This window comes from Streptomyces sp. NPDC003393 (genome assembly GCF_053589015.1).
In genome coordinates, this window is the sequence record NZ_JBSFRB010000006.1 from 192,281 (window position 1) to 213,392 (window position 21,112).

At 73.2% G+C, this 21,112-nt stretch carries 25 protein-coding genes; 6 read left to right on the top strand and 19 right to left on the bottom strand.

Annotated elements, in window-relative coordinates; translation table 11 throughout:
• Positions 1-145: 145 nt before the first annotated feature.
• From ACWDUZ_RS08940 to hisI, 5 genes are all read right to left on the bottom strand, one after another.
• Positions 146-652 (bottom strand): DUF2752 domain-containing protein, encoded by a 507-nt coding sequence (locus ACWDUZ_RS08940; RefSeq protein WP_451631118.1) that lies wholly within the window; start codon positions 650-652, stop codon positions 146-148.
• Between the two features lie 103 nt (positions 653-755).
• The gene (locus ACWDUZ_RS08945) at positions 756-983 is read right to left on the bottom strand and encodes an HGxxPAAW family protein (protein ID WP_451631119.1); all 228 of its coding nucleotides are present in this window, start codon (positions 981-983) and stop codon (positions 756-758) included.
• A 129-nt stretch (positions 984-1,112) separates the two neighbouring features.
• Positions 1,113-1,760, bottom strand: coding sequence for a TIGR02234 family membrane protein (locus ACWDUZ_RS08950; protein WP_451631120.1), 648 nt, complete (start codon positions 1,758-1,760; stop codon positions 1,113-1,115).
• Between the two features lie 182 nt (positions 1,761-1,942).
• Positions 1,943-3,433: an anthranilate synthase component I gene (locus tag ACWDUZ_RS08955; protein ID WP_451631121.1), complete on the bottom strand. Its 1,491-nt coding sequence runs from the start codon at positions 3,431-3,433 to the stop codon at positions 1,943-1,945.
• Between the two features lie 11 nt (positions 3,434-3,444).
• Positions 3,445-3,846: a phosphoribosyl-AMP cyclohydrolase gene (gene hisI / locus ACWDUZ_RS08960; protein ID WP_451631122.1), complete on the bottom strand. Its 402-nt coding sequence runs from the start codon at positions 3,844-3,846 to the stop codon at positions 3,445-3,447.
• A gap of 82 nt (positions 3,847-3,928) precedes the next feature.
• Between hisI and ACWDUZ_RS08965 the strand changes: the two genes are divergently transcribed.
• A complete protein-coding gene (locus tag ACWDUZ_RS08965; protein ID WP_451631123.1) occupies positions 3,929-4,564 on the top strand; it encodes a TIGR03085 family metal-binding protein in 636 nt (211 codons plus the stop codon).
• A 48-nt stretch (positions 4,565-4,612) separates the two neighbouring features.
• Here ACWDUZ_RS08965 and ACWDUZ_RS08970 read toward each other — a convergent pair whose 3' ends face one another.
• The 10 genes from ACWDUZ_RS08970 to hisD form a co-directional block, all read right to left on the bottom strand.
• On the bottom strand, positions 4,613-5,869 hold the full coding sequence (locus ACWDUZ_RS08970) for an MFS transporter (protein WP_451631124.1): 1,257 nt from the start codon (positions 5,867-5,869) through the stop codon (positions 4,613-4,615).
• A 14-nt stretch (positions 5,870-5,883) separates the two neighbouring features.
• Entirely contained in the window at positions 5,884-6,471 is a 588-nt protein-coding gene (locus ACWDUZ_RS08975; protein ID WP_451631125.1) for an ArsR/SmtB family transcription factor, read from the bottom strand.
• 129 nt (positions 6,472-6,600) lie between these two features.
• A complete protein-coding gene (gene hisF, locus ACWDUZ_RS08980) occupies positions 6,601-7,356 on the bottom strand; it encodes an imidazole glycerol phosphate synthase subunit HisF (protein WP_451631126.1) in 756 nt (251 codons plus the stop codon).
• Between the two features lie 59 nt (positions 7,357-7,415).
• The gene (locus ACWDUZ_RS08985) at positions 7,416-7,808 is read right to left on the bottom strand and encodes a Rid family hydrolase (RefSeq protein ID WP_451631127.1); all 393 of its coding nucleotides are present in this window, start codon (positions 7,806-7,808) and stop codon (positions 7,416-7,418) included.
• Between the two features lie 16 nt (positions 7,809-7,824).
• Positions 7,825-8,550: a bifunctional 1-(5-phosphoribosyl)-5-((5-phosphoribosylamino)methylideneamino)imidazole-4-carboxamide isomerase/phosphoribosylanthranilate isomerase PriA gene (gene priA, locus ACWDUZ_RS08990; protein ID WP_451631128.1), complete on the bottom strand. Its 726-nt coding sequence runs from the start codon at positions 8,548-8,550 to the stop codon at positions 7,825-7,827.
• Positions 8,550-9,191 carry an imidazole glycerol phosphate synthase subunit HisH gene (hisH, locus tag ACWDUZ_RS08995; RefSeq protein WP_451631129.1) on the bottom strand — a complete coding sequence of 214 codons (642 nt, stop codon included), beginning with the start codon at positions 9,189-9,191 and terminating at the stop codon, positions 8,550-8,552. Before hisH ends, priA begins: the two co-directional genes overlap by 1 nt.
• Positions 9,191-9,355: a hypothetical protein gene (locus ACWDUZ_RS09000; RefSeq protein ID WP_451631130.1), complete on the bottom strand. Its 165-nt coding sequence runs from the start codon at positions 9,353-9,355 to the stop codon at positions 9,191-9,193. Before ACWDUZ_RS09000 ends, hisH begins: the two co-directional genes overlap by 1 nt.
• A 3-nt stretch (positions 9,356-9,358) precedes the next feature.
• On the bottom strand, positions 9,359-9,952 hold the full coding sequence (gene hisB, locus ACWDUZ_RS09005) for an imidazoleglycerol-phosphate dehydratase HisB (protein WP_030783530.1): 594 nt from the start codon (positions 9,950-9,952) through the stop codon (positions 9,359-9,361).
• Positions 9,949-11,067, bottom strand: a complete 1,119-nt coding sequence (locus ACWDUZ_RS09010; RefSeq protein ID WP_451631131.1) for a histidinol-phosphate transaminase — start codon at positions 11,065-11,067, stop codon at positions 9,949-9,951. The genes hisB and ACWDUZ_RS09010 overlap by 4 nt, the downstream gene beginning before the upstream one ends.
• Complete coding sequence (gene hisD, locus ACWDUZ_RS09015; protein WP_451631132.1) at positions 11,064-12,386, bottom strand: histidinol dehydrogenase; 1,323 nt, start codon at positions 12,384-12,386, stop codon at positions 11,064-11,066. The genes ACWDUZ_RS09010 and hisD overlap by 4 nt, the downstream gene beginning before the upstream one ends.
• 222 nt (positions 12,387-12,608) lie before the next feature.
• On the opposite strand from hisD, the gene ACWDUZ_RS09020 reads away from it, so the two are divergent.
• From ACWDUZ_RS09020 to ybaK, 4 genes are all read left to right on the top strand, one after another.
• Entirely contained in the window at positions 12,609-14,183 is a 1,575-nt protein-coding gene (locus ACWDUZ_RS09020; RefSeq protein WP_451631133.1) for an oxidoreductase, read from the top strand.
• Positions 14,184-14,356: 173 nt separating this feature from the next.
• Positions 14,357-15,343, top strand: coding sequence for a hypothetical protein (locus ACWDUZ_RS09025; RefSeq protein WP_451631134.1), 987 nt, complete (start codon positions 14,357-14,359; stop codon positions 15,341-15,343).
• A 45-nt stretch (positions 15,344-15,388) separates the two neighbouring features.
• Positions 15,389-16,129 (top strand): LON peptidase substrate-binding domain-containing protein, encoded by a 741-nt coding sequence (locus tag ACWDUZ_RS09030; RefSeq protein ID WP_451631135.1) that lies wholly within the window; start codon positions 15,389-15,391, stop codon positions 16,127-16,129.
• Positions 16,130-16,145: 16 nt separating this feature from the next.
• Complete coding sequence (ybaK, locus tag ACWDUZ_RS09035; protein WP_451631136.1) at positions 16,146-16,643, top strand: Cys-tRNA(Pro) deacylase; 498 nt, start codon at positions 16,146-16,148, stop codon at positions 16,641-16,643.
• 33 nt (positions 16,644-16,676) lie between these two features.
• On the opposite strand, the gene ACWDUZ_RS09040 is transcribed toward ybaK, so the two are convergent.
• From ACWDUZ_RS09040 to ACWDUZ_RS09055, 4 genes are all read right to left on the bottom strand, one after another.
• A complete protein-coding gene (locus ACWDUZ_RS09040; RefSeq protein WP_451631137.1) occupies positions 16,677-17,384 on the bottom strand; it encodes an AAA family ATPase in 708 nt (235 codons plus the stop codon).
• A 34-nt stretch (positions 17,385-17,418) separates the two neighbouring features.
• Positions 17,419-18,288, bottom strand: coding sequence for an ABC transporter permease (locus tag ACWDUZ_RS09045; RefSeq protein ID WP_451631138.1), 870 nt, complete (start codon positions 18,286-18,288; stop codon positions 17,419-17,421).
• Positions 18,289-18,338: 50 nt separating this feature from the next.
• Positions 18,339-19,313 (bottom strand): ABC transporter ATP-binding protein, encoded by a 975-nt coding sequence (locus ACWDUZ_RS09050; RefSeq protein WP_451631200.1) that lies wholly within the window; start codon positions 19,311-19,313, stop codon positions 18,339-18,341.
• Between the two features lie 149 nt (positions 19,314-19,462).
• Positions 19,463-20,677, bottom strand: a complete 1,215-nt coding sequence (locus ACWDUZ_RS09055) for an NYN domain-containing protein (RefSeq protein ID WP_451631139.1) — start codon at positions 20,675-20,677, stop codon at positions 19,463-19,465.
• A 259-nt stretch (positions 20,678-20,936) separates the two neighbouring features.
• Here ACWDUZ_RS09055 and ACWDUZ_RS09060 point away from each other — a divergent pair, with 259 nt between their 5' ends.
• A complete protein-coding gene (locus tag ACWDUZ_RS09060) occupies positions 20,937-21,110 on the top strand; it encodes a hypothetical protein (protein ID WP_451631140.1) in 174 nt (57 codons plus the stop codon).
• Positions 21,111-21,112 lie beyond the last annotated feature (2 nt).

Below are 21,112 nucleotides of genomic sequence, written 5' to 3' on the forward strand. Positions count from 1 at the left end.
GATCGACCCCCGGCGGCCCGCTCGAGCGGATCGGGTGGATCTGGCGGGTCGGAATCCGGCGGTCACTGCGATGGTATCCGCAGGAGGGCGAAGGCCTCGCATCCGGTGGACGGCGGTCCCACCACCTGGACAAATGCCCGGCCGTTCACGGATGGAGCAGACCACCGAACGGCAGGTTCCGGACAACGGTGAAGGCGACGAGCAGCGCGCCCAGGCTCCACAGGTGCGCGCTGCCGAGCCCGGCCCTCGGCGGCCGCCCGCGCGCCGCGCCGGCCGCCCACGCGATCCACACCACGCCGAAGACCAGATAGCCCGCGACGGCCATGGCGTTGTCGTGCAGGGCGGTGAGGAGGTCGCCGTGGACGAAGGCGTGCGCGCTGCGCAGGCCTCCGCAGCCGGGGCAGTACAGGCCGGTGTAGCGCAGCAGCGGGCAGACGGGGTAGTGGCCGGGCTCGTCGGGATCCACCGCGCCCACGTAGGCGAAGGCGCCGGCGACGGCGGCCAGTACGGCGGCGGGGACGGCCAGCCGTCCCAGGACGGCGGCGGGGCGCATCGGCGGTGTCCCCGCCGGGTCCTGGTACGCACGCCTCGGACCGGGTACGGCCGTGCGGCCGTACGTCCCCCTGCGACTGTCGGCGTTCACACTGTGCATTCTGCCCCGCACGGACCGGTCACGCGCGGGCGGGGCGTCCGGGCACGGGTGCCCGCCGCCAGAGGGAGGGACGGCCGTCCGGCCGCCCCTCGCGTTCGGGTCGTCAGCTCTTGGTGGCGAGCTGGTGCACCGGGTGCTCGCCCTTCTGGCCGAGGCCCATCATGCGCATGACGCCGCCGACGACACCGCCGAGCAGCACGACACCGATGCCGACCCAGAAGCCGACCGGCCGGGCCATCACCATGAAGGCGCCCGCGACGCAGAAACCGATGAAGGCGATGATGACACCGGTCCAGGCGGCCGGGGTGTGACCGTGGCTGCTGCCCGCCATGACTTGCTCCTCGTTGCTTGTACCTGTCTGAGCCGGACGCTCGGAAATCATTGTCCCGCACGCGTGCACGCGACGTGAGCGGGGGTGGTCCCTGGCGTGACCCGCCGGGCGCGGGGCGGGCCGCAGCGGTCAGGCGGGATCGGTGCCGGTCGGGTCCTCCCCGCGGTCCAGGGCCTTCCACAGGTCCTCGGGGCGGTCGGGATCGACCGGACGGGTGGCACGCGAGCGGGGAGCGCCGGAGCGCTCGTAGCGGCCGCCCATGGCGGGCCAGAGCCGGCCGTAGCACAGGGCGAGAAGTCCGGCCAGCAGGATCAGCACCCCGCCGGCGGCCGCGACGTAGGGCCAGCCGGTGTGGGTGAGCGAGGCGGCGGTCGCCGCGGTGTCGCCGGAGGCCTGGGCCGCCTTCTCGTCGAGCGCGGCGCGGTCCGAGGCGCCGGTCAGGGCGGCGCCGACGGTTCCGGCGCCGGAGAGCGCGAGCAGGCCCGCGACCAGCAGGCGGCCGGAGCGGCGGACGGCGAACACGGCGACGAGCGCGGCCAGGCCCACTATGGCGAGCGCCGCGGGCACGCCCGTGACCTCGCTGCCCTTGGCGGTCAGGGCGTAGTCGCCACCGGCCACCGCGGCGGTGCCCTCCGCCCAGCGCTGCCGGGAGGCCAGCAGCGCCACGGCCGCGCCGAGGGCGCCGCACAGCAGGGCTACGGCGAGGCTGCGGCGGCCGGACCGGGCGGGGGCGGCGGCTTCGATGCGGGGGTGAGGTACGGCAGTCACGTACTCCACTATCACCCCAACCCCGGGGAAACCGTCACCCGGGGTTCGCCAACGCCCGCCGTCTCCCGCGCCGAGCCGGCCCGGGAGGGCGGCGGCGGCCGTGCCTGTGCACCGGCAACCGGCGGGTACGGCGGCCCGTCCGGGCTCGGCGGGGCGGACGGCGCGGCAGCCCGGGCGGCTCCTGGACGTCTCTACGAGGTGAGCCGGTTGGCCGTGTGCACCGCGCGGAGGACCGCCGCCGCCTTGTTGCGGCACTCGGTGTCCTCGGCGACCGGGTCGGAGTCGGCGACCACGCCGGCTCCGGCCTGGACGTACGCCGTGCCGCCGCGCAGCAGGGCGGTGCGGATGGCGATGGCGGTGTCGGAGTCGCCGGCGAAGTCGAGGTAGCCGACGCAGCCGCCGTACAACCCCCGCCGGGACGGCTCGAGTTCGTCGATGATCTGCAGGGCGCGCGGCTTGGGGGCGCCGGACAGCGTGCCCGCCGGGAAGCAGGCGGTCAGCACGTCGAAGGCGGTACGGCCCGCGGCGACCCGCCCGGTGACGGTCGAGACGATGTGCATCACGTGCGAGTACCGCTCGATGGACATGAAGTCGACGACCTCGACGGAGCCCGGCTCGCAGACCCGGCCCAGGTCGTTGCGCCCGAGGTCGACGAGCATCAGGTGCTCGGCGCGCTCCTTGGGGTCGGCGAGCAACTCCTCCGCGAGGGCCTGGTCCTTCTGCGGGGTGGCGCCGCGTGGGCGGGTGCCGGCGATGGGATGGACCATGGCCCGCCCGTCCTCGACCTTGACCAGCGCCTCCGGGGAGGAGCCGACGACGTCGAAGCCCTCGAAGCGGAACAGGTACATGTACGGCGAGGGGTTGGTGGCCCGCAGCACCCGGTAGACGTCCAGCGCGCTCGCCGTGCACGGCGTCTCGAAGCGCTGCGACGGCACGACCTGGAAGGCCTCCCCGGCGCGGATGCGTTCCTTGATGTCCTCGACGGCCGACCGGAAGTCCTCGCCGCCCCACAGCGCGGTGTACTCGGGCAGTTCGGAGGGCGGCAGCGCGGCCGGGGGCTGCGCGACCGGCCGGGACAGGTCCGCCTCCATGGCGTCGAGGCGGGCGACGGCGTCCGCGTAGGCCTCGTCGACGCCCGTGTCGAGGTCGTTGTGGTTGATCGCGTTGGCGATCAGCAGCACGGTGCCGTCCCAGTGGTCGAGGACGGCGAGGTCGGAGGTGAGCAGCATGGTCAGCTCGGGCAGTTTCAGGTCGTCCCGCTCGCCCGGGCCGACCTTCTCCAGGCGGCGCACGATGTCGTAGCCCAGATAGCCGACCATGCCGCCGGTGAAGGGCGGCAGGCCCAGGTCGTGCGCCAGGTCGCGGGGCGTGTGCAGGGCCTCGACGGTGGCCCGCAAAGCGGCCGACGGGTCGCCCTCGACGGGGACGCCGACCGGCGGGGTGCCCAGCCAGTGGGTGCGGCCCTCCCGCTCGGTGAGCGTGGCGGCGCTGCGGACGCCCACGAAGGAGTAGCGGGACCAGGAGCGGCCGTTCTCCGCGGACTCCAGCAGGAAGGTACCGGGCCGTTCGGCGGCGAGCTTGCGGTAGAGCGCGACCGGGGTGTCGCCATCGGCGAGGAGCTTGCGCGTGACCGGGATGACGCGCCGGTCGGTGGCGAGCTTGCGGAAGGTCTCGAGGTCCATGGCCGCCGACCCTACTGACCGGACGCCGGGACGGCGCCGACGCCGTCCTTGAGCAGCACGTCGGCGTCGAAGCAGGTGCGGTCGCCGGTGTGGCAGGCGGCGCCGACCTGGTCGACCTTGACCAGCACCGTGTCGCCGTCGCAGTCGAGCGCGACGGACCTCACCCATTGGAAGTGGCCGGAGGTGTCGCCCTTGACCCAGTACTCCTGGCGGCTCCGCGACCAGTACGTGCAGCGGCCGGTGGTGAGCGTGCGGTGCAGCGCCTCGTCGTCCATCCAGCCCAGCATCAGCACCTCTCCGGTGTCGTACTGCTGGGCGATCGCGGGGAGGAGTCCGTCGGTGCTGCGCTTGAGGCGGGCCGCGATCTCGGGGTCGAGGCTGCTGGGCCGGGGGGTACCGGGCGTGCTGGTCATGGATGCCATTGTGCCGCGCGGCGGTGACAGGCCGGGGGCGCGTCCGCTGTGCGGACGCGGACCGTGGTCGTAGGCTGACTCCATGTCGACCTTTGCCAAGCGTGAACGGCTTCTGCTCGCCGACCTCTTGGAGACCGCGGGTCCTGAGGCGCCGACCCTCTGCGAGGGATGGCTCACCCGGGATCTCGCCGCGCACGTGGTGGTGCGTGAGCGCCGCCCGGACGCGGCCGGCGGCGCGCTGATCAAGCCGCTCGCGTCCCGTCTGGAGAAGGTGCTCCAGGAGTACGCCGCGAAGCCGTACGAGGAGCTGATCCAGTTGATCCGTACCGGTCCGCCGCGCTTCTCCCCCTTCCAGCTCAAGCAGGTCGACGAGGCGGCCAACACGGTCGAGTTCTACGTCCACGCGGAGGACGTCCGGCGTGCCCAGCCCGACTGGGCGCCGCGCGAGCTCGACCCCGTCTTCCAGGACGCCCTGTGGTCCCGGCTGGAGCGCACGGCCCGGCTGCTGGGGCGGGGCATCCCGACCGGCCTGGTGCTGCGCCGCCCCGACGGCCAGACGGCGGTCGCGCACCGGGGCACGCCGGTGGTGACGGCGACGGGCGAGCCGTCGGAGCTGCTGCTGTTCGCGTTCGGCCGGCAGAGCGCGGCCCGCGTGGAGCTGGAGGGCGAGCAGGACGCGATCTCGAAGGTGTCGGAGACGAAGCAGCTGGGGTTCTGAGCCGGGGACGGGACGCTGTGCGGCCCGCGGCCCGGGCCGGCGCGGCGCTCAGTGGGGCAGTTGGGCGCGGCGCAGGCCGGGGGCGGCCAGCGCGACGACGCCGCCCAGAGCGCACACCGCCGCGCTGACGACGAACACCGGACCCGTTCCGACGGCCCCGATCGCGGCGGCCGACACCGGCATGCTGAGCGGGGCGAGACCAAGGCTGACCAGACTCGCGACGGAGGTGACCCGCCCGAGGCAGGCCGGTTCGGTCTGCGTCTGGAGCAGTGCGCCGCACAGGGCGCCGCTGAGTCCCGCGAAGAGGCCGATGAGCACGGCCACCCCGACGGCCGCGACGACGCCGGGGGCGTAGGCGAGCGCGCCGATGGCCGCGGAACCCGCGAAGATCAGGTACGCGGCCAGCCGTCCCGCGTGCGGCAGCCGCCCGCGCACGGCCAGCAGCAGGGAGGCGGCACCCGACCCCGTGCCGAATCCGGCCACCACCCAGCCCATGCCGGCCGCGCCCCAGCCGCGCTCGTCGGCGAGCAGGGTGAGACCGACGTTGAGCGGGGCGACGAAGCCGAGGTCGCCGAGGGCGATGGCCAGCATCAGCGGGGCCAGGACGCGGTGGCGCCGTATGTAGCGCAGGCCGGCGACCATGTCGCGCCACGGCGTGGTGTCACGCCCCCCGGCGGTCTCGTCCGGGGGCAGGTCCCGCATCCGTACGGAGACCAGCAGCGGCACGGAGACGCCGATCAGCAGCCCGGCGAGCCCGAAGGCGGCCGCCGCGCCCCCGAGTGCGACACCCAGCCCGCCGAGGGGGGCACCGGCGACGTTCGCGCACCGGATCGCCAGGCCCCGCATGCCCTGGACGCGGGCGAGCTGGCCCCGGCTCGTCACGCGCGCGGGCAGGGCGCCCACGGCGGGCATGAACACGGCGTCGACGGTGCCGAAGACGAGGGCGAGCAGGGTCAGCGGCCACAGCCCGGGGCTGGCGATCCACAGCAGCGCGGCCACGGCGAGGACGGCGGCGCACCGTACGGCGTCGCTGCCGATGACGACCCGGCGCGGGCCGAGACGGTCCGCGACCACTCCCCCGCCCAGCATCAGCAGTGCCCGGGGCAGCGCGCTCACCGCCATCACGACCCCGGCCTGCGCGGGCGATCCCTCCCGGACCGCCGCCCAGGACAGGGCGAGATAGTAGACGTTGTCCCCCGCCATGGACGCGGTGTAGGCGGTCAGCCAGCGCAGCACGTTGGCGTCGCGGTGCGCGGGGCGTTCGACGGCGGGTGCGTCGGCGGTCGTCGTGGACACGGTGGTCACGGGGGCGGCCTCTCTCAGACGCGGAACGGGAATGCGTACACGTGCAGCGCGACGTGCTCGCGCCCCTCGGTGTCTCCGGCCGCCTCTCGGGCGCGGCCCTCGTCGTCGTACTTCTTCAGGAGTTCGAAGAGGTCCTTCTTCAGCTCGGCCAGCTCGGCGGCGGTGAGCCGCAGCAGTGACTCGCTGTCGTGGGAGGCCGCGTTCCACTCCGGCCCCCAGTGGGGGCGCTCGTCGAGGTAGGTGCGGTACATCTCGGCACGCTGCTCCAGGAAGAGCCGGGAGGCCGCCAGGTGTGCCGCCACCTTCTCCGGGGCGTCCTGGAAGTCCTTGTCGCGGATGGAGACACCGTCCGAGGCGGGCTGCCACCAGCGTTCCCGCGCGTCCGCGCTGCGCGGCTCGGCCTCCTCGATCAGCCCGTGCTCGGCGAGCTTGCGCAGGTGGTAGCTGACCAGCGACACGGCCTCGTCCACCTGTTCGGCCAGGTGGGAGGCGGTCGCCGTCCCGGCGACGAACAGCAGCCGGTACAGCTTCATGCGCAACGGGTGGGCGAGCGCCTTGAGCGTGCCCAGATCGGTGACGTAGCGGTTCTCCTCGCGCGACATGCCCTCACCGTAGACGCGAAAGAAAAACTGCACAATAGAATTTGCGCAACTTCTCTTTTGTATCGACCGAGCAGAAAGCCCCGGCCACCTCGAGGCGACCGGGGCTCTGCGCGCTGCCCTGCGCGGGCGTCACCTCACGGGATGCCCAGCCCCCCGCAGCGTCTCCTTCACCTGGCCGATGCGGAGGTCGCCGAAGTGGAAGACCGAGGCCGCGAGGACCGCGTCCGCGCCGGCCGCGACGGCCGGGGGGAAGTCGGCGAGACTGCCGGCGCCGCCGGAGGCGATGACCGGGACGGCGACGTGCTTGCGGACGGCGGCGATCATCTCCAGGTCGTAGCCGTCCTTCGTGCCGTCCGCGTCCATGGAGTTGAGCAGAATCTCGCCCGCGCCCAGCTCGGCCGCCCGGTGCGCCCACTCCACCGCGTCGATACCGGTGCCGCGGCGCCCGCCGTGGGTGGTCACCTCGAAGCCGCCGGACGGCGTGCGGCGGGCGTCCACCGACAGGACCAGCACCTGGCGGCCGAAGCGCTCGGCGATCTCCCGGATCAGGTCCGGGCGGGCGATCGCGGCCGTGTTGACGCCCACCTTGTCGGCGCCCGCCCGCAGCAGCCGGTCCACGTCCTCGGCCGTGCGGACGCCGCCCCCGACCGTCAGCGGGATGAACACCTGCTCGGCGGTGCGGCGCACCACGTCGTACGTCGTCTCCCGGTTGCCCGAGGACGCGGTGATGTCCAGGAACGTCAGCTCGTCGGCGCCCTCGGCGTCGTACACCTTGGCCATCTCGACGGGATCGCCCGCGTCGCGCAGGTTCTGGAAGTTGACGCCCTTGACGACCCGGCCGCCGTCCACGTCCAGGCAGGGGATGACTCGGACCGCCAGGGTCATGACTTCACGGCTCCTCAACCAGCACAGACAAAGAACACGGACAACAATCTGAGGACCTTCTAGCCTCTGCAGGCTTCCAGCTCCACCGACACCAGCACGCGCGAGTCGATGAAGCCCTGCACGATCAGCAGCGTCGCGACCGGACGTACCGAGTCGAACAGCTCCTTGTGGGCCCGCCCCACCGCGTCCACGTCCCGCGCGTGGCTCAGATACATCCGCGTACGGATCACCGAGTCCGCGCCGAGCCCGAACTCGCCGATCGCCTCGAGCGCACCGGTGAAGGCCACCTTGGCCTGTTCGTACGGGTCCCCCTCCCCGTACAGTACGTCGCCCCGGAAGGCGGTCGTGCCCGCCACCAGGACCCGATCGCCCGCCGCCACGGCGCGTGCGAAGCCGAACGTCTCTTCCCAGGGAACCCCGCTCTGCACGCGCCGTACGGCATCGGACGTCATGACACTCTGTCCTTTTTCAAGATGTAGCCTCCAAGGCCTCTTCCAGAGTGAATGCCTTCGCGTACAGGGCCTTCCCGACGATGGCGCCCTCGACACCGAGCGGGACGAGGCCGGCGACGGCCCGCAGGTCGTCCAGGGACGAGACACCGCCCGAGGCCACCACGGGACGGTCGGTCCGCGCGCAGACGTTCTTCAGGAGTTCCAGGTTGGGGCCCTGCAGCGTGCCGTCCTTGGCGATGTCGGTGACGACGTAGCGGGCGCAGCCCTCCTTGTCGAGGCGCTCCAGCGTCTCGTACAGGTCACCGCCGTCGCGGGTCCAGCCGCGGCCGCGCAGGGTGGTGCCGCGGACGTCCAGGCCGACCGCGATCTTGTCGCCGTGCTCGGCGATCACCCTGGCGACCCACTCGGGGGTCTCCAGGGCGGCCGTGCCCAGGTTGACTCGGGTGCAGCCGGTGGCCAGGGCCGCGGCGAGGGTGTCGTCGTCGCGGATGCCGCCGGACAGCTCCACCTTGATGTCCATCGCCCCCGCGACCTCGGCGATCAGCGCGCGGTTGTCACCGGTGCCGAACGCGGCGTCCAGGTCGACCAGGTGCAGCCACTCGGCGCCCGACCGCTGCCAGGCGAGGGCGGCCTCGAGGGGGGAGCCGTAGGAGGTCTCGGTCCCGGACTCACCGTGCACCAGGCGGACGGCCTGGCCGTCACGGACGTCGACGGCGGGGAGGAGTTCGAGCTTCGAGGCCATCACAGGGTTCCGATCCAGTTGTTCAGCAGCTGCGCTCCGGCGTCGCCGGACTTCTCGGGGTGGAACTGGGTGGCCCACAGGGCGTCGTTCTCCACGGCCGCCACGAAGGGCCTGCCGTGCGTGGCCCAGGTGACCTTGGGCGGGTGCAGCACCGGATTGCCCGTCTCGAACTGCCAGTCGTGCACCGCGTAGGAGTGCACGAAGTAGAAGCGGGCGTCGGGGTCCACGCCGGCGAACAGTTCCGAGCCGGCCGGCGCGTCGACGGTGTTCCAGCCCATGTGGGGCACCACGTCGGCCTCCAGGGGCGCGACCGTGCCGGGCCACTCGTCCAGGCCCTCGGCCTGGACACCGTGCTCGATGCCGCGCGCGAAGAGGATCTGCATGCCGACGCAGATGCCCATGACCGGGCGTCCGCCGGACAGCCGGCGGTCGATGATCCAGTCGCCGCGGGCCGCCTTCAGGCCGCGCATGCAGGCGGCGAACGCGCCGACGCCGGGCACCAGCAGACCGTCGGCGTTCATCGCCGCGTCGAAGTCACGGGTGATCTCGACCTCGGCGCCGGTGCGGGCCAGCGCGCGCTCGGCGGAGCGGACGTTCCCGAAGCCGTAGTCGAAGACGACGACCTTCTTCGGGGTGCTCATCAGCTCCACACCTCCAGCCGCATCACGCCCGCGACCAGGCACATCCCGGCGCCGATGGACAGGAGCACGATCAGGCTCCTCGGCATCTGCTGCTTGACGAAGGAGACGATGCCGCCGACCAGGAAGAGGCCGACGACGATCAGAATGGTGGACAGGCCGTTCATGCTCTACAGCGCGCCCTTCGTGGACGGGAGGATGCCGGCCGCCCGCGGGTCCCGCTCGGAGGCGTACCGCAGCGCCCGGGCGAGGGCCTTGAACTGGCACTCCACGATGTGGTGCGCGTTGCGCCCGTAGGGCACGTGCACGTGGAGGGCGATCTGTGCCTGGGCGACGAAGGACTCCAGGATGTGCCGGGTCATGGTCGTGTCGTACTCGCCGATCATCGGCGCCATGTTCTCCGGCTCGGTGTGCACCAGGTACGGGCGGCCGGAGAGGTCGACGGTGACCTGGGCGAGGGACTCGTCCAGCGGGACCGTGCAGTTGCCGAAGCGGTAGATGCCCACCTTGTCGCCGAGCGCCTGCTTGAAGGCGGCGCCGAGCGCGAGGGCGGTGTCCTCGATGGTGTGGTGGGAGTCGATGTGCAGGTCGCCGTCGGTCTTCACGGTCAGGTCGAACAGACCGTGCCGGCCGAGCTGGTCGAGCATGTGGTCGTAGAAGCCGACACCGGTGGCGATGTCGGTCCTGCCGGTGCCGTCGAGGTCGATCTCGACCAGGACGGACGTCTCCTTGGTGGTGCGCTCCACGCGCCCGACGCGGCTCATCCGCTCGACTCCTGTTCCTTCTTCAGATCGCGCACCGCATCGAGGAACGCGTCGTTCTCCGCCGGGGTCCCGGCCGTCACCCGCAGCCATCCCGGCACACCGTTGTCCCGCACCAGGACGCCCCGGTCCAGGATCTTCCGCCAGGCCTCGTGGGCGTCGGCGAAGCGGCCGAACTGGATGAAGTTGGCGTCCGACTCCGTCACGTCGTAGCCGATCGCGCGCAGTTCGCCGACCAGACGGTCCCGCTCGCTCTTGAGCTGCTCGACGTACTTCAGCAGCGTGTCGGTGTGTTCGAGCGCGGCCAGCGCGGTGACCTGGGTGATCGCCGACAGGTGGTAGGGCAGCCGGACCAGTTGGACGGCGTCCACGACCGCCGGATGCGCGGCGAGATAGCCCAGGCGCAGGCCGGCGGCGCCGAACGCCTTCGACATGGTGCGCGAGATCACCAGGTGCGGGCGGCCCTCCAGCAGCGGCAGCAGCGAGGCGCCGTGGCTGAACTCGATGTACGCCTCGTCGACGACCACCATGGAGGGCTTCGCCGCCTGCGCGGCCTCGTACAGGGCGAGGACCGTCTCGGGCGCGACCGCGTTGCCGGTGGGGTTGTTGGGCGTGGTGACGAAGACGACGTCCGGCTTGTGCTCGGCGATCGCCCTCTCGGCCGCGGCGACGTCGATGGTGAAGTCCTCGTGGCGCGGCCCGGAGATCCAGCCGGTGCCGGTGCCGCGCGCGATGAGCGCGTGCATCGAGTACGACGGCTCGAAGCCGATCGCGGTGCGGCCGGGCCCGCCGAAGGCCTGCAACAGCTGCTGGATGACCTCGTTGGAGCCGTTGGCCGCCCAGACGTTCTCCACGCCGACCGGGTGGCCGCCGGTCTTCGTCAGGTACTGGGCGAGTTCGGTGCGCAGCTCGACCGCGTCCCGGTCCGGGTAGCGGTTCAGGCCGCGGGCCGCCTCGCGCACCCGCTCGGTGATCCGCTCGACGAGCGGCTCGGGCAGCGGGTAGGGGTTCTCGTTGGTGTTCAGCCGTACGGGGACGTCCAGTTGGGGCGCGCCGTAGGGGGACTGGCCGCGCAGTTCGTCCCGTACGGGAAGATCGTCGATCCTCACGTCGCTCACTTGCTCTCGGGCACCTTCCAGCCGAACCTCGCCTTGATCGCCGCTCCGTGCGCCGGCAGGTCCTCGGCCTCCGCCAGCGTCACCACGTGGTGCGCGACCTCGGCGAGGGCGTCCTTGGTGTAGTCGACGACGTGGATGCCGCGCAGGAAGGACTGCACGGACAGGCCGGAGGAGTGGCAGGCGCAGCCGCCGGTGGGCAGCACGTGGTTGGAGCCTGCCGCGTAGTCGCCGAGGGAGACCGGCGCCCAGGGGCCGATGAAGATCGCGCCGGCGTTGCGGACCCGGTCGGCGACCGCCGCCGCGTCGGCCGTCTGGATCTCCAGGTGCTCCGCGCCGTAGGCGTCGACCACGCGCAGGCCCTCGTCGATGCCGTCGACCAGGACGATCGCGGACTGCTTGCCGGACAGGGCGGGGCGGATCCGGTCCTCGACGTGCTTGGTGGCCGCGATCTGGGACTCCAGTTCCCTGGCCACCGCGTCCGCGAGTTCGGCGGAGTCGGTGACGAGGACGGCGGCGGCCAGCGGGTCGTGCTCGGCCTGGCTGATCAGGTCGGAGGCGACGTGCACCGGGTCGGCCGTGGCATCGGCGAGGACGGCGATCTCGGTGGGGCCGGCCTCCGCGTCGATGCCGATCTTGCCGGTGAAGTACCGCTTGGCGGCGGCGACCCAGATGTTGCCGGGGCCGGTGACCATGCTGGCCGGCGGGCAGGACTCGGTGCCGTGGGCGAACATCGCCACGGCGGTGGCGCCGCCGGCGGCGTACACCTCGTCCACGCCGAGCAGGGCGCAGGCGGCGAGGATCGTCGGGTGCGGCAGGCCGCCGAACTCGGCCTGGGCCGGGGAGGCGAGCGCGATGGACGGGACGCCGGCCTCCTGGGCGGGCACGACGTTCATGACCACGGAGGAGGGGTAGACCGAGCGGCCGCCGGGCGCGTACAGCCCGACGCGCTCCACCGGCACCCACTTCTCGGTCACCGTGCCGCCGGGCACGACCTGGGTGGTGTGGGTGGTGCGGCGCTGCTCGCGGTGGACCAGGCGGGCGCGGTGGATGGACTCCTCCAGGGCGGCGCGCACGGCGGGGTCCAGCCGCTCCAGCGCGTCCTCGAGGGCCTGGGCCGGGACCCGGACCGACTCCAGCCGGACGCCGTCGAACTTCTCCGCGAAGTCGATCAGTGCGGCGTCGCCGCGATGATGCACGGCCTCGCAGATCGGGCGCACCTTCTCCAGGGCGGCCGCGACGTCGAATTCGGCTCGGGGCAGCAGGTCGCGCAGGGCGGGGCCGTCGGGGAGGGCGTCGCCGCGCAGATCGATTCGGGCCATAGGGAGAAATTGCAGCACGGTTCCGATTGTCTCAGACCGCGCACGAGCCCCGTCCGTCCGTATCAATGGCTGATACAGAACCACTCGGATCGCGGCCTCCAGGGGGCGCCGCGGGTGCGGAAGACTCCATTCACGTTCCGCGTTCAGATCGTCACCCAACGGGCATCACCGGTTGTACGACACGACCCAACTCGCGAGTAGTCGGGGAAGAAGGGGAGATCTGTGACCGAGGGGACCGGCGGCCGGGCCGGGGACCTGCCGGACGACCTGACCGATGTCGAGGCCGGGATGTGGCAGGCCTTCCGCAACGGCAGCGTGTACGACCTGCGCAGCGGGGACGCGGCGGTGGACGATCCGCACGGCGGGCATCCCTGGGGGCCCGAGCGGACGGTCCGGGCGCGGGTCGTGTGCTGGCTGCTGCTGGACGGCCCGCCCGCGCTCGCCGGCCGGGTGTCGTCCCTGAAGCTGACCGGGCTGCGGATCGCGGGGACCGTGGACCTGGCCGGGGGCACGGTGGTGCCGTACGTGGAGCTCAAGGGCTGCCGGTTCGAGCAGGAGGTACGGCTGCCGGAGGCGCACCTGACGACCGTGCGGCTGGTGGACTGCTCGGTGCCCCGGCTGGAGGCGGCCCGCGTGCGCACCGAGGGCGACCTGCACCTACCCCGCTGCCGCTTCCTCGGCGGCATACGGCTCACCGACGCGCACATCGGCACGGACCTGCTGCTCAACCAGGCGATCGTGCACCGCGACCGCACCGGCCGGTCGATCTCCGCGGACGGGATGACGGTGGGCCAGGACCTCCAGGCGGAGCTGCTGCGGTCGCACGGCGAGATCAGTCTGCGCGGTGGGAAGATCGGTGTGTCGCTGAGCCTGCGCGGCGCGAAGCTCGCCAGCCCGTACACGCGGTGGGCGCTGAACGCGCCGCAGCTGACCGTGGAGCGCACGCTGTACCTGACGCCCGCCGGGGTCGGCAGCGCGCCGAGCGGGGTGACCCCGGCGCGCGGGACACGGATCGAGAACTTCGAGTGCGAGGGCGGGGTGCGGCTGGACGACGGGCGCTTCGGCGACGCGGTCGACCTGGACCGGGCCCGGTTCACCTTCACCGACGACCAGGTGCTGTCGCTGCGCCGGATACAGGCCCCCGAGCTGCGCTTCCTCGGCGAGCGGCCGCCGCGTGGCCAAGTGCTGCTGTCGGGCGCGCGGATCGTCACCCTCGTCGACCGGGCGACCAGCTGGCCCGGCCCGGGCGGACTGCACATGGGCGGCTTCGTCTACGGCAACCTGGTGCCGCGCGGCCCGTTCCCGCTGGCCGAACGGCTGAACTGGGTGGCGGCGGCGACCGCCGAGTACAACCCGGAGCCGTACGAGCGGCTGGCCGCGGTGCTGCGCGAGGCCGGCGAGGACGAGGACGCGCGCGAGGTGTTGCTCGCCAAGCAGCGCCGCCGCCGCGAGACCCTGCCGCCGGCCGGCAAGCTCTGGGGATACGTCCAGGACGGTGCGGTGGCCTACGGATACCGTCCGGGCCGGGCCGCGGTGTGGATGGCGGTGCTGTGGGCCGCGGGCTCGCTCGCCTTCGCGCACGCCGCCCATCCCCCCGTCACCCCCGGCCAGCATCCGCAGTGGAACCCGGCCCTGTTCGCGCTGGACCTGCTGCTGCCGGTCGTCGACCTGGGCCAGGCCGGGCAGTGGCAGCTGAGCGGCGCCTGGCAGTGGCTGGCGGCGGTGCTGGTCCTGCTGGGCTGGACCCTGGCCACGACGGTGGCGGCGGGCGCGACCCGGTTGCTGCGGCGGGGATAGACCCGGCCGCCACGGTGAGGCAAGGAGCTGTGGGGCCGCCGGGTGCTGCCGCGAGAGACATGGTTGAAGCCTTGTCTTTTTACTCGGCCTTGACCATTGGCCGTACAACTTTCCCCGGCTTGCCGCCACCCCCTGGCGCGCCCCCGACCTGCGGACTTTCAATGGTCGGCACCATGGCTCTGCTTCCCCCCTTCATCCGCCCCACCCGGATGACAAGAACCGTGAACCACCCCGTCCCCGGGCTCCCCGCCGACGACGAGGTGCTGCTCGACGCGCCCGACGAGCGGATGGGGCCGGCCCTGGTGGCCGCCGCCCAGGGCCGGTACGAGCCCGCCGCCGCGCTGCTCGCCGCCACCCGGGAGCGGGCCGGGTGGGAGGACCGCGACCGGTACGCACGGCGGCTGGCCGCGTTCGCGCGCTCCCGCGCCCCATGGCTGGACGCCTGGCGCGCCGCCGCCCCGCACGACCCGGACGCGCTGCTGGTCGCGGCCCAGCTCGCCGTGGACCGCGCCTGGCCCTCGCCGGGCCGGGCCGAGCTGCTGCGCGAGGTCAGCCCGCTGATCACGGCCGCCGCGCGCGCCGACGACCGGGATCCGGTGCCGTGGCGGGTCGCGCTGGACCACGCGCGCGGCAGCGGCGCCGGGCACACCTACTTCGAGGAGCTGTGGGAGGCCGCGGTCCGCCGGGACCCGCACCACTACGGCTGCCATGTGGCCGCCCTGCGGTACCTGGCCGCCTCCTGGCACGGCTCCCACCGCGAGTGCTTCGACTTCGCCGACCTGGCCGCCGAGGACGCCCCGGCCGACTCCCTGGTGCAGGCCCTGCCCGTGCGGGCCGCCTTCTCCTATCTGACCGACGGCTGCGGACCCGAGGTGCCGCGCGAGCGGCTGGACGCGGCGGCGGACCGGGCGATCGCGCTCTCCGTCCGGCTCCCCGCGGCCACGCCCTGGCCGGCGGAGATCCGCAACCTGCTCACCTACGTCCTGATCCGGCTCGACCGCCGCGAGGACGCCCGCGTCCAACTGCGCCTCACCGGCCCGTACGCCACGTCCTTCCCCTGGGACCGGGCCTCGGACGATCCGCTGGGGCTGTTCCTGAAACTGCGCGTCGATGTGGGCGCGGCATCGCTCGCCGGGCCGCTCCCGCACCCCCGAAAGTGAGCGCGGCGGACTGGCCCCTCCACGCGACCATTAGGCTTTTGCGCCGTGACGACCGTCCGGCTCCCCCTCTTCCCGCTGAACTCGGTGCTGTTCCCGGGGCTGGTGCTCCCGTTGAACGTGTTCGAGGAGCGCTATCGCGCCATGATGCGCGCCCTGTCGAAAACCCCCGAGGACGCACCGCGCCGGTTCGCCGTCGTGGCGATCCGCGACGGCCACGAGGTGGCGCCGAGCGCCCCCGGCATGCCCGATCCGACGGCGGTGCCCGAACGCGGGCCCACGGCCGGCTTCGGCCCCGACCCGGCCAGGGCGTTCCACGCCGTGGGCTGCGTGGCCGACGCGGCGACCGTACGGGAGCGGGCCGACGGCACCTTCGAGGTGCTGGCGACCGGCACGACGCGGGTACGCCTGTTGTCGGTGGACGCCTCCGGCCCCTACCTCACCGCGGAGCTCCAGGAGCTGACCGAGGAGCCCGGTGACGAGGCGGGCGCGCTGGCCCAGGGTGTGCTGCGGTCCTTCCGGCAGTACCAGAAGCGGCTGGCGGGCGCGCGGGAGCGGTCGCTGTCCACCGGGGCGGAGCTGCCGGACGAGCCGAGTGTGGTGTCGTACCTGGTGGCGGCGGCGATGGTGCTGGACACCCCGACGAAGCAGCGGCTGCTCCAGGCGCCCGACACTTCCTCACGGCTGCGTGACGAGCTGAAACTGCTTCGCTCGGAGACGGCGATCATCCGTAGTCTGCCCTCGTTGCCGGCGCCGGACCTGACGCGCGGCCCGACGAGCTTCAACTGAGGGAGAACAGGCCGGGATGGCGAAGAAGACCAAGAAGCAGTCCGGGGGCACCCCCGCGACGGTGGCCCTGACCGCGGCGGGCGTCGACCACACCGTCCACTCCTATGACCACGACCCGTCCCACCCCTCCTACGGCGAGGAGGCGGCCGAGGCGATGGGCGTATCGCCGGAGCGAGTGTTCAAGACGCTGGTCGCGGACGTCGACGGCTCGCTGACGGTGGCCGTGGTCCCGGTCTCGGGCTCCCTGGATCTGAAGGCCCTGGCCTCGGCCGTGGGCGGCAAGCGCGCGGCCATGGCCGATCCCGCGCTCGCGGAACGCACCACGGGCTACGTGCGCGGCGGCATCAGCCCTCTGGGCCAGCGCAAGAAACTCCGCACGGTCCTCGACGCCTCCGCCACGGCGCACCGCACCATCTGCGTCTCGGCGGGCCGCAGGGGCCTGGAGGTCGAGCTGAAGCCGGAGGACCTGGCCACGCTGACGGAGGCGGTCCTGGCCCCGATCGGCCGCGGCTGACGGCACGGCCGCGCGCACCCGCGCGCCGGAGACCTACGCCGCGACGGACTCCCCGTACCCCTCCGGATCCCGCGGACCGAACAGCGCCGTGATCCCGAGATGCACCACCAGCGCGGTCAACGGCCAGGCCAGCAGCGCGCCCTTCGCCCCGAGCTCCAACGGCGCCGAGAAGGTCACGCCCTTGCCCACGGCGCGCGCATGGGCGATCACGTCGTGCTCAGGACCGAGCCACACCCCCAGTCGCCAGGCCAGCACCGCCCCGAGCAACCCCCCGACGCACAGCGCCACCACCAGCGGCACACCCCCGCGCCGCCGCGCGAGGAAGACGGCCACCGCGCTGAGCGCCCCGAAGGCCAGCGCCAGCAGCGTGAACGTTCCGTCCACGCCGATGGCCTGCTCCCCTTCGGAGTCCTTGAGGTAGACCACCCAGTTCTTCCCGGTGACGTCCCCGACCAGCGGCACCCGCGGCGCCAGCCACAGCCACAGCAGGCCCATCAGCACCCCGCCGAGCGCCACGGCCACCGTGATCACGGCGGCCTCCCGGACTTCGGTCTTCATCCCGGGGCCGTCCTGTCCGTACTGTCCGTCCTGTCCGTACACGGTCCCCGTCGCTCCGGTCGGTCCGGTCGCCGCGGCTCCCGGGGCGGGCGGCCGCCAGGACTGCCGCTCGGCCTCGCCGGACCGGGAGGGCTGTGCGGGCCGCCCGTGCGGTGGTGGTGGTGGAGTCAACGGTGAGGTCACCCTGTCATCGTGCCAGGTGAGTCTGTCAGCCGCGTCACCGGACGGCCGCCCGGCGATACGCCCAGGTGGCCACGGCCAGCGAAACCACCCCGACCGCGGCGCACACGGCCATGTCCACACCCACGTACACCCAGTCGGGCCGGGCCGCGAAGGTGCGCGCGTACGCCTCCACGCCGTACGTCGACGGCAGCAGATCGCGGGCCAGCCGTACGATCCCCGGCATGTGGTCGGGCGGCAGCACGCCCAACAGCAGGGCCGCGGACATGCCCAGCTGACCGAGGAGGGTGGCATGCTCCTGCCGTGGCGCGAGCAGCCCGCAGGCGGCGCCCAGCCCGGAGAGCGCGGCTCCCGCGAGCGGGATCACCGCCACCAGCACCCACAGATTTCCCAGCGGCAGCCCGAACAGCAGGCAGCCGAAGACCGCGGTGATCAGCGTGCCGGGCACGGTGAAGGACGCGTACGCGGCCGCCGCGCCCAGCACCACGGCCGCCGGCGGCACCGGCAGCGTCGCGTAGTGGTCGAGCCCGCCGCTGGCCCGCAACTGGCCGAAGTACTGTGCGAGCAGGTTCAGGGCGACGTAGGCGACCACGACGATCGACGCGCCGGCCACCACGGACCGGGCCTCACCGCCGCCGCTCACCACACCCCGCATCATGATCATGATGCCGACGGACTGGAAGGTCGCCACGAACAGCAGCGGGATGCGCGCCACCCGCGCCCGGGACAGCTGTGCCCGGTACACGGCCGCCAGTGACGGCCACAGCCGCGCCCGCGGCCCGAGCTCGACGGCCGCGGCCCGGGCCGCGCCGCTGTCCCGCACGGAGGTCACGGCGTCCTGGCCGGCGGTCGCGCCGTCCTGCACGGGAGTCGGGCCGGCCGGCGCGTCGGCGGATACGACACTCACGTCGAACTGCTCCTCTTCCCTACGTCCGCCAGGGCGTAGTCCAGTGCCGCTCACGCCTTCACCAGCCCCTTCCGGGCGGCGCCGCCCAGCGCCAGGTAGACGTCCTCCAGGCTGGGCGTGGCGAGGGTGAAGTCGTCCAGCGCGGCGAAAGCCGCACCGCCGGTGACGGTGGCGACGGCGGCGCGGGCCTCCTCGGGGGCGAGCCACAGCGTCCAGCGGCGCCCGGACTCGACGGCCCGGTCCCGCAGCGCGGCGACCTCCGGCACCTCCAGGGGCGCCCGGTCCCGCCACACCAGTTCGACCCGCACCTCACCGGAGACCCGCTCCTTGAGCCCGGCCGGGGTGTCGCAGGCGATGACCCGGCCCCGGTCGAGGACGGCGACCCGGTCGAGGACGGTCTCGGCCTCGATGACGTTGTGGGTGACCAGCAGGACGGTGGTGCCGTACTCGGCGCGCCGCCGGTCCACGGCGGACCACACCGCCCGCCGGGCCACCGGGTCCATGCCGGTGGTCGGCTCGTCCAGCACGAGCAGAGGACGCTCGCCGACCAGCGCGGCGGCGAAGCAGGCGAGCCGCCGCTGGCCGCCGGAGAGCTTCTTCAGCGGGCGGCCGGCGATCGGTGCGAGGCCCAGTTCGTCGAGGACGGCGTCCCGCTCGGCCCGCGCCCGCCGGACGTCCAGGCCGCGCAGCCGCCCGGTGGTCTCGGCGGCCAGCGAGACGGTCAGCTCGTCGAGGGCGCTGGACTCCTGCCCGAGGTAGGCGAGGATCCGCGCGGCCCGCTCGGGGTGCGCCACGATGTCGTGACCGAGGATCTCGACGGTGCCGCGGTCGGGGCGCATCAGGCCGGTCAGCTGCCGTACCAGGGTGGACTTGCCGGCGCCGTTCGGGCCGAGCAGCCCGAAGATCTCGCCGCGCCGCACGTCGAGCGCGACATCGTCGGTGGCCAGGACCTCGGGCAGGCCGGGGGTGCCGCGCCGGCCGCGGGCCGCCGGGTAGGTCTTGGTCAGTCCGCGCACCGCGCACACGACGTCGTCCCCGTGCCGAAGTGCCTGTGCCGCGCGCGTACTCACAAGGGACGAGCCTACGGGGTCCGTGGGCTTTACTCGCCCTTGGGGCGACCTCTCCCGGTTCCTCCGTGCCGCCCGTACGCGGCGAACCGCCGCCGGGCCAGGGCTCAGTCGCCCACCGGGGCGTGCTCGGTGCCCGTGCGTACGTCGATCTCCCGCCAGAAGCCGGCCCGGATGGCGTACCGGTCGTGCTCGTCGATCTGGTCGTCCTTGTGCGCGAGCAGCCCGAACCGGGCGGCGTAGCGCAGCAGCTCGCCGTCGATGCGGTGCGGGACGCGCGGGTACATCGACGACAGCTTCTGCAGATGGCTCGGGTCGCCCAGCCGCTCCACCCAGCGCCGTGCGAAGACCTGCCCGACCTCGTACGGGTCGCCGCCGACGGTCGTGATGTCCTCCTCCCGGTCCGCCCACCGCTGCTCGGCCGTGGTCAGCTGGGCGAGGGTCGGCATGGAGGCGGCCTCGGGGGGCTCGGCGGCCACGCCGGAGCGGTCGACCCAGCCCTTGTCGGAGGACCAGCGCAGGGTGGCGGTGGTGGGGTGCTGGGCGGGATGGGCGCCCGGGGCGCGCAGGGCCGCGAGGTCCTTGGGGGTGGGGACGCCCTTGCCGGGCATCCGCTCCTCCGTCCCGCCCCGCGCACCCGCGGCGGCCGGGAGCGGACGATCCTCCGCGGGTCGCTCGGCGGCCCGGGACAGCGAGGACTCCGGCAGCGGCGCGGACAGGATCGCGGCGATCTCGGGCCGGGGCGCGGGCGGCGGCGCGCAGATGCCGCCGAACTCCTTGGCCTGTACGGCCTTGGTGATCCAGGTACGGTCCAGGACGCGCCGCTCGTCGGCCTCGGCGACCAGGTCCTCGGACTGGTTGTAGTCGCCGTCGGCGGCCTGTACGGCCCACAGGTGGACGGCGACGCCGTGCTCCTTGGCGGCCATCATGCCGGGCAGCAGGTCGCCGTCGCCGGTGACGAGGACCACGTCGGAGCAGGCGCGATTGCGGGCCAGTTCGGTCAGTTCGGCGTGCATCGCGGCGTCCACGCCCTTCTGCGCCCAGCGGCCGTCGCTACGGGTCAGGGCGCCCAGCCGGACGGTGACCCGGGGCATCACACGAAGCCTGCGGTGCTCGGGCTGCGGGACGCGGTCGGGGGCGCCGTCGAACCAGTAGATGCGCAGCAGGGGGCGCTCGGTGTCGGACTCGGCCTGTTCGCGCAGGCCCTGGATGAGCGCGGTGTGGTCGACGGTGATCCGGGACCGCGACGGCTCCCCGGCGAGGAGGCTCGCGGCGGCCCCCAGCAGATACCCGGCGTCCACCAGGACGATGCAGCGGTCCACGCGTTCCACCCTCTTTCCGGGGAGGTTGCTTCGGGCTTGGAGCTTGGGATGGTGCTTCGGGTTCGGTTCGGGCTTGATTCGAGTCTGCCCGACCGCGCCGGGGTTAACGGCCCGAACTCGATCTTCGGCGTGGCGTTTCCGGGACTTGGGGTCCGATGACCCTTGTTACATACGGTAATTATCCGACATGCGTTCATTGTCGGCATATGTGAATCTGGTCCCGGCCCTGGCCCCTAGATCCCCCACAGGAGGCATCACCATGGCCAAGAACCGCAAGCAGGACCGCAGCCGGCAGAAGGCGTCCGTGGCCGCGAACGGCCCGCGGGAGACGGAACACTCCATGACGGAGTCGCAGCCCGAACACCACGCCCCGCAGGTCAGTCCGACCGACATGTCCCGCAAGGGACGTCAGAAGCGCTTCGGCCACAACTGAGG